The sequence below is a fragment of the Actinomycetota bacterium genome (assembly GCA_035536535.1).
Classification (GTDB): domain Bacteria; phylum Actinomycetota; class JAICYB01; order JAICYB01; family JAICYB01; genus DATLNZ01.
In genome coordinates, this window is the sequence record DATLNZ010000018.1 from 37,828 (window position 1) to 45,251 (window position 7,424).

Consider the following 7,424-nt stretch of genomic DNA (forward strand, 5'->3'; position numbering starts at 1 on the left):
GTCATGAAGCTCGAGCGGGCACAGAAGGCGGCGTGACAGACCTTCTACGCCTGGCCCGTGAGCTTCAGTCCCTGGCTCAGACCGGCTTGCGCTACGCCGCCGACCACTACGCCACCGAGCGGTACGAGGCCGTCCGTCGGATAGCGGCGCAGCTGCTGGCCGGGGCCACCGGTCCGGACGTGCAGCGCCTGCAGGACCTGTACGAGTCCCAGACGGGCGACGCCACCCCCAAGGTCGACGTGCGCGCGGCGGTGTTCGACGACCTGGGACGCATTCTTCTCGTCCGCGAGACCTCCGACGCCGGACGCTGGACCCTGCCGGGAGGCTGGGCGAACGTCAACGACACGCCGTCGGAGTCGGTGGTGCGGGAGGTCGTGGAGGAGACGGGTTTCGTGGTCGAGGCGGCCAAGCTGCTGATGGTGCAGGACCGCGACCGCCACAACCCACCCGGCGTGTTCCACAGCTACAAGCTCTTCTTCTCGTGCACCCTCACCGGTGGATCTGCCCGCGGCAGCCACGAGACGAGCGATCCTGCATTCTTCGCACGCGACTCCATCCCGCATGACCTGTCGCTCGGCCGGACGACCCCAACCCAGATCCGCAGGTGCTTTGAGCATCTCGATGACCCGGACCTGCCGACGGACTTCGACTGATCTGCCGGGCCGGCGCGTTAGGCTCGGACGATGCGCATCGGCGTTCCTACCGAGGTCATGGAAAGCGAGTACCGCGTCGCGCTGACGCCGGCGGGGGCCAGAGAGCTGTCCGGAGCCGGGCACGAGGTGCTGATACAGCAGGGGGCCGGCACCGGCTCGGTGCTCCCGGACTCCGCATACGAGCGTGCGGGGGGCAGGATCGTGCCCACGGCCGCGGACGCCTGGTCGGCAGACCTGGTCCTCAAGGTGAAAGAGCCGCTGCAGTCGGAGTTCGATCACCTGCGCTCCGGGCAGATCGTTTTCACCTACCTGCACCTGGCGGCCCACCGGGAGCTCACCCAGCGGCTGGTGGACAGCCGCGCGATCGGGATCGCCTACGAGACCGTGGCCGTGGACGGCCGCCTGCCCCTGCTGGCCCCGATGAGCGAGATCGCCGGCAGGATGGCCCCCCACGTGGGCGCGCACTACCTGGAGAAGGAGCATGGAGCCGGGATCCTGCTCGGCGGCGTGTCCGGGGTGCGTCCGGCGCGCGTGGTCGTCCTCGGCGCGGGCACGGCCGGCCGCAACGCCGCCTTTTTGGCGGCCGGGATGGAGGCCGAGGTCCTGCTGTTCGACAAGAACATCGACCGGCTGCGCGAGGTCGACTTCATCCACCGCGGGCGCATCATGACCCTGTACTCTAACCGCGAGTCGGTGGAGCAGGCCCTTCGCGAAGCGGACCTGGTGATTGGAGCAGTGCTCGTCCCGGGGGCCAAGGCGCCGGTGGTCGTCCCCGAGTCGTCGGTAAAGGAGATGAAGCCGGGCAGCGTGCTGGTCGACCTGTCGATCGACCAGGGCGGGTGCATCGAAACGGCCCATGTCACCACCCACACCGACCCGATCTACGAACTCCACGGGGTGGTCCACTACTGCGTCGGCAACGTACCGGGAGCCGTCCCGAACACGTCCACCTACGCCTTGACCAACGCAACGCTGCCGTTCGTCGAAGCCATAGCCAACTCAGGGCTTCTCGAAGCGATCAGGGCGAGCGATCCGCTGATGCAGGGCGTCAACGTCTATGACGGCGCGATCACGAATGCGGGCGTCGCTGAGGCCCACGACCTGCCTTACGCGCGCGTGGACGAGGTCCTCCGCGGGTGACGCGAAGCGCTGCGGCGCAACCACAGTCTCCGAAGCAGGCGGTTCCGCCGGCCCTGGCCGCCGCCGCAAGCGACTTCGAGGACTACCTCCGCATCGAAAGGGGAGCGGCGGTTGCGACCGTCAAGGCCTACCGGCGGGTGGTCCGGGCATACGTCGCGCGGCTGGCCGCAGCCGGGATCAACACGCCCTCGCAGGTGCGGCCGCGCGACGTGACCGACGCCCTGCAGGCGGTGTCAGACTCCGGCGTGGGGGCGTCCACATTGCATCGGGCGCTGGCCGCCATCCGCCACTTCCACCGTTTCTGCCTGCGCGAGAAGCTGGCGCCCTCCAATCCCGCGACCCTGGTGGACGGCCCCCGCAGGGGCCTTGCCCTGCCCAGGGCACTGCCGGCCGAATTCGTGACCGCGCTGATCGAGTCGGCCTCCGGCGGTTCGCCGGCGCAGCTGCGCGACCGGGCGATCCTTGAGCTGCTGTACTCGTCCGGGTTGCGCGTTTCCGAGCTCGTCGGGCTCGATCTGGACGACGTGGACCTGGAAGACCGGATCGTGCGGTGCCTGGGCAAGGGCGGCAAGGAGCGCCTGGTCCCGCTGGGCCGTCCGGCCGCCGAAGCCGTCGCTCGCTGGGTCCGGGAGGGACGTCCGGCGATGGTGCGGCGCGGACGGGGGAGCGCGGCCGTGTTTGTGTCCGCCCGCGGGCAGCGGCTGTCCCGTCAGAGCGCGTGGAAGACGGTGAAGACCCATGCCGCGAAGGTCGACCCCGAGGCCCGGGTCTTCCCCCACGCCCTGCGACACTCGTTCGCCACCCATCTGGTGGCCGGGGGAGCCGATCTGCGCGTCGTCCAGGAAGCTCTGGGTCACGCTAGGCTGTCCACGACCCAGGTCTACACACTCGTCAGCAGGGAGACCCTCAAGGACGTGTACGAGTCCGCACACCCTCGCGGCCGGAGGTCCGGCCCCCGAGCCCGCGCCGAGCGGCCGCCCGCAGACTGACCTCAGCAGGAGAAACACGTGAACCCGGACACAACGCAGGATCTTCGCCGCCGCCTCGAACAGGAGCGGTTGGACCTTCTCCACCAGCTCGAGGAGTACGGCGTGGACCCCGAAACGGGGGCCCCGCGAGAAGTGGAGTTCGAGCACGGGTTCGCCGACAGCGGTCAGTCCACGGCCGAGAAGGCCAACCTGCTGTCTCTGGCGGAGAGCAGCCTCGAGACGCTCCACGAGGTGGACGCGGCCCTCAAGCGGATAGAGGCGGGAACGTTCGGCACGTGTGAGTCGTGCGGAAACCAAATCCCCCCCGAGCGCATGGAGGCCAGGCCGCACGCGCGGCTGTGCATGAGCTGCATGCAGAAGCGCGGGTAGGACGGGGGAGCGGCATCCACACCGCGCGCCGCGTTGTCCTTTTCGTGATCGACGGCCTCGGGGTCGGCGAGCTTCCCGATGCGCCCGCCTACGGGGACCAGGGCTCCAACACTCTGCTGCACGCGGCGCAGCAGGGGCGGCTGAGGGCTCGCAATCTCGACCGGCTTGGCCTCGGCCGCGTCCAGCCGGCCCCCGGACTTGGAGAGGAGCCGTCCGGCGCCTACGGCCGGATGACGGAGGTCTCTGCCGGCAAGGACAGCATGACCGGACACTGGGAACTGGCAGGGATCATCACCCAGACCCCATACGAGACATTCCCCAACGGGTTCGGCTCCGGCGTCCTCCAGGAGCTGTCGCGGTCAATCGGCGTGCCCGTCATCGGCAACGTCGTGTCGCCCGGCATCGAAGCCATGAACCGGTTCGGCGAGGAGTCCTGGCGCACGGGGTCGCCGATCGTCTACACCTCCGCCGACAGCGTGTTCCAGATGGCGGCCCACATAGACCTGGTCCCCGCAGACCTGCTGTACGGGTGGTGCGAGATCGCACGGGTCATCCTCGGCGACCGGGTCGGCAGGGTGATCGCCCGCCCGTTCACCGGGGAGCCGGGTTCGTTCCGGCGCATCGAGACCGGCCGGCGTGACTTCCCGGTCCATCTGCCGCCGGGCTCGCTTCTTCACATCCTGTGCGACGCCGGCATCCCCACCGTCGGTATCGGCAAGGTTTGCGACATGTTCCCCGGCCATCCGTTCGACGCGGTGGAAGGTCCGGGATCAAACGACACGATCGTGCTGGAGGCGACTGAGTGGCTCAAGCGGGAGAGTCGCGGCCTCGTGTTCGCAAACGCAGGCGAGCTGGACTCCAAGTACGCCCACCGCAACGACCCGCAGGGATGGTGCTCGGCCTTTGAGCACCTCGACGACCGGCTGGGGCTGCTGCTTGCGTGCCTGGAGGACGACGACGCGGTGTTCATCACCGGCGACCACGGCAACGACCCGACGACACCGTCCACCGACCACTCCCGGGAGTACGTCCCGATCCTGGCCACGTCCGGGGCCGGCTGGCGCAGAGGCGGCCCACCTGCCGACCTGGGGGTGCGGTCCTCCTTTGCCGACGTCGGGGCGACCATCGCCGAGCTGCTTCTCGGGACCCCCACCTCCCTGCCCGGCGAGTCGTTCTCGTCGCTCGTGCCCTGATCAACTCCTACTGGCGACCTGGGGACGGAGGCTAGGCTCAACCGATGTTCGGCCGGATCTCGCTCATCGAAACCGCCCTCGTCATCAGCGTGCTGCTGATCAGCCTGGTCATCCACGAGTTCGCCCACGCGTGGACGGCGCTGAAGCTCGGGGACCCGACGGCGAAGCTGGCGGGAAGGCTGACGCTCAACCCGATCCGGCATCTGGACCCCGTGGGGTCGGTGATCCTGCCGGCGGCCATGATCCTGTCGGGGGCCGGCTACTTCGGATACGCCCGTCCGGTTCCGGTGAACAGATTCATGCTCCGAGGCGAGGACCGGGGGTTCGCGCTGGTGGCGCTCGCCGGCCCCGCCTCCAACGTCGTCCTCGCGACGCTGGCGGTCCTGGCCATCAGGCTGGTGAACCCCAACCGGGCAGGGGGTCTTGCTCAGTTCCTGTTCGTCTTCATTCAGGTGAACCTGTTCCTGGCGGCGTTTAACCTGGTCCCCATCCCGCCCCTGGACGGATCGCGGCTGCTGCGCGTCGTGCTCCCGTCCGGCGGGGTCCAGTTTTTGGACCGAATCGAGCCCTACGGGTTCGTGATACTTCTCGGTCTCCTGTTCCTGCTGCCGAACCAGTTCTTCAAGCTCGTCAACGCGATCCAGTCGCTTTTGGTCGTCCTTATCCCCGGTTTCGGCTGACCAGGTCGTTGAGCGGGTCGGCTCCGCCGCCTATGCTTCGCCGATGGACGAACCCCTGATCGGGCCCCAACCCGCCGGCTTTCAGGTCTCGCTCGAAGTGTTCGAGGGGCCCTTTCAGCTGCTGCTGGCCCTCATAGGCGAGCGCCGGGTGGACGTCTGCGACGTCCCGATCGCACAGCTCACCGAGGACTATCTCGCCCACCTGTCCCGCATGGAGCACATGGACCTGGAGGTGACGACCGAGTTTTTGGTCGTGGCGGCGACGCTGCTGCAGCTCAAGGCGCGCGCGCTCATCCCGGTGCCGGCGGAGCAGGCTCAGATTCGAGTGGACGACGACGCGGAGCGGGACCTGCTCATCGCACGGCTTCTGGAGATCAGGACCTTCCAGGGTGCGGGAGAGGTTCTGCGGGACCTGCTGGCTCACGGCGACCGCCGCCACCCGGCGGCCCCCGCGCCGGACGACCCGTCCCTGCGCCAGCTCCCGGTCCTGTCCGGGATGCAGGCGGCGGACCTGGCCCGGACGCTGGTGGGGATCATCCGCGACGCCGTCCGCGAGGTGGACGTGTCACTTTTGGTGTCCGACGAGGTGTCGGCTCAGCAGGCAGCAGCGGAGCTGGAGGCGAGGCTCGAGCGGGGGCCATTCACCTTCGCCGACGTCGCGCGCGGCCGCAGCCTCGCCTGGGCGGTGGCGCTGTTTCTGGCCATGCTGGAACTCGGGATGCGCGGCGAGGTCGTCCTCGGCCAGCAGGACAGGCTGGGCGACATCGAGATCAGGCCGGTGGCGGCGTGAACGGCGCCGGCTCCAACGGCGGCATCGCAGCCGTGGGCCCGGGACTGGTCGAGGCCATCCTGTTTGCGGCGGGGGAGCCGGTCCGGCCGGTGGACATCGCGGCCGCATTCGGGGTGGACGTCCAAGTGGTGCTCGACGCGGTCGACGAGCTTCGCCGGTCCTACGAGTGCGGCCCCCGGGGCCTTGAGGTGCGGGCGGTGGGCGACGCGCTGCGCGTCTACACCCGGGCGGAGCTGGCGGAGCCGGTCGGCCATTTCGCCAACAGGTCCCGCGTCGGACGGCTGTCCAAGGCCGCGCTCGAGACCCTTTCCATCGTCGCGTACCGGCAGCCCGTCACCCGCGGAGAGCTCGCCCGGATCAGGGGCGTCAACGTGGACTCCGCACTGCGCACCCTCCAGGAAAGGGGGCTGGTCGACGAGGTCGGACGCGACCCCGGTCCTGGCCGTCCCCCCGTGTACGGCACGACCCCGTTGTTCCTCGAGAAGATCGGCCTGTCATCGCTGGCCGACCTTCCGCCGCTCGCGTCGTTCGCGCCCGATCCGTCCGTGGCCGCCGATATCGAGAAGGCGCTCGCTCCGCGTCCGCTGGACTTCGCGGCGCGTCTGGACCTCGACGGGGGAGACGAATCGGACCCCCGGTGATGTCCGGGGCCTCAGCGGGGGAGCGGCTTCAGAAGGTCCTGGCCCAGGCGGGCCTGGGCTCCCGCCGCCACTGCGAGCAGCTCATCGCCGAAGGCCGCGTCCGCGTCAACGGGCGCCCGGCCGAGCTGGGGGCCAGGGCCGACCCGCTCACCGACCTCGTCGAGGTCGACGGAGTCCCCGTCGCAGTGTCGCCGAAGATAGTCCACTACGCGCTGCACAAGCCGGCCGGCTGCCTGACCACCGCGAGCGACCCCCAAGGGCGTCCGACGATCATGCCGCTGCTCCCGTCCGAACCGCGCGTGTTCGCGGTCGGAAGGCTGGACATGGACACCTCCGGGCTGCTGCTGGTCACCAACGACGGCGACTTCGCACAGAAGGTGTCCCACCCGCGGTTCGGGGTGCCGAAGACGTACCTGGCCGAGGTCTCCGGACACGCCGGGTCCGGCCACGTCGCGAAGCTGCGGGCGGGAGTCGAGCTCGAAGACGGCAGGGCGACGGCGGAGCGCGTCCGCTTGTCCGGCATCAAAGGCGGTCACAGCCTCGTGGAGCTCACGGTGCGGGAGGGACGAAACCGCCTGGTCCGCCGTCTGCTGGAAGCAGTGGGCCTGCCGGTGGTGTCGCTGGTGAGGACGTCCATCGGGCCGTGCCGGCTCGGCCGCCTCAAGGCCGGCACCTACAGGCCTCTGTCGGCGGCGGAGGTACACGAGCTGCTGTCGTCGGCGCCGGCGTCCGTAGACTGACCCGATGCCCCGGCTGTACGCGGTTCGCGGCGCCACGTCCCTGGACGAGGACAGCAGAGCGCAGGTCCTGTCCCGGACCCAGGAGCTTCTGTCCGAGCTGATGTCCTCCAACGGGATCCGGCCGCCCGACCTGGTCAGCATCCTTTTCACCGCGACCGGCGACCTGCACTCCGAGTTCCCGGCCGCAGCGGCCAGGGTGATGGGCTTGGACGGAGTCCCGCTGCTGTGC

General features: G+C 69.5%; 10 protein-coding genes. All 10 read left to right on the plus strand.

The genetic code is table 11. The features are described from left to right. Positions 1 to 32: 32 nt before the first annotated feature. On the plus strand, positions 33 to 653 hold the full coding sequence (locus tag VNE62_01495; protein HVE90963.1) for an NUDIX hydrolase N-terminal domain-containing protein: 621 nt from the start codon (positions 33 to 35) through the stop codon (positions 651 to 653). Positions 654 to 683: 30 nt separating this feature from the next. Beyond that, entirely contained in the window at positions 684 to 1,793 is a 1,110-nt protein-coding gene (ald, locus tag VNE62_01500) for an alanine dehydrogenase (GenBank protein ID HVE90964.1), read from the plus strand. Continuing rightward, the gene (locus tag VNE62_01505) at positions 1,790 to 2,782 is read left to right on the plus strand and encodes a tyrosine recombinase (GenBank protein HVE90965.1); all 993 of its coding nucleotides are present in this window, start codon (positions 1,790 to 1,792) and stop codon (positions 2,780 to 2,782) included. The genes ald and VNE62_01505 overlap by 4 nt, the downstream gene beginning before the upstream one ends. An 18-nt stretch (positions 2,783 to 2,800) precedes the next feature. Further along, positions 2,801 to 3,151 (plus strand): TraR/DksA family transcriptional regulator, encoded by a 351-nt coding sequence (locus tag VNE62_01510; GenBank protein ID HVE90966.1) that lies wholly within the window; start codon positions 2,801 to 2,803, stop codon positions 3,149 to 3,151. After that, a complete protein-coding gene (locus tag VNE62_01515; GenBank protein HVE90967.1) occupies positions 3,121 to 4,344 on the plus strand; it encodes a phosphopentomutase in 1,224 nt (407 codons plus the stop codon). The genes VNE62_01510 and VNE62_01515 overlap by 31 nt, the downstream gene beginning before the upstream one ends. A 44-nt stretch (positions 4,345 to 4,388) precedes the next feature. Continuing rightward, a complete protein-coding gene (locus VNE62_01520; GenBank protein ID HVE90968.1) occupies positions 4,389 to 5,024 on the plus strand; it encodes a site-2 protease family protein in 636 nt (211 codons plus the stop codon). A 43-nt stretch (positions 5,025 to 5,067) separates the two neighbouring features. Then, a complete protein-coding gene (locus VNE62_01525; protein HVE90969.1) occupies positions 5,068 to 5,814 on the plus strand; it encodes a segregation/condensation protein A in 747 nt (248 codons plus the stop codon). After that, complete coding sequence (scpB, locus tag VNE62_01530) at positions 5,811 to 6,455, plus strand: SMC-Scp complex subunit ScpB (protein HVE90970.1); 645 nt, start codon at positions 5,811 to 5,813, stop codon at positions 6,453 to 6,455. The genes VNE62_01525 and scpB overlap by 4 nt, the downstream gene beginning before the upstream one ends. Beyond that, positions 6,455 to 7,195: a pseudouridine synthase gene (locus tag VNE62_01535; GenBank protein ID HVE90971.1), complete on the plus strand. Its 741-nt coding sequence runs from the start codon at positions 6,455 to 6,457 to the stop codon at positions 7,193 to 7,195. The genes scpB and VNE62_01535 overlap by 1 nt, the downstream gene beginning before the upstream one ends. Before the next feature lie 4 nt (positions 7,196 to 7,199). Then, the coding region (locus tag VNE62_01540; protein ID HVE90972.1) for a chorismate mutase at positions 7,200 to 7,424 on the plus strand (225 nt) is incomplete at its 3' end.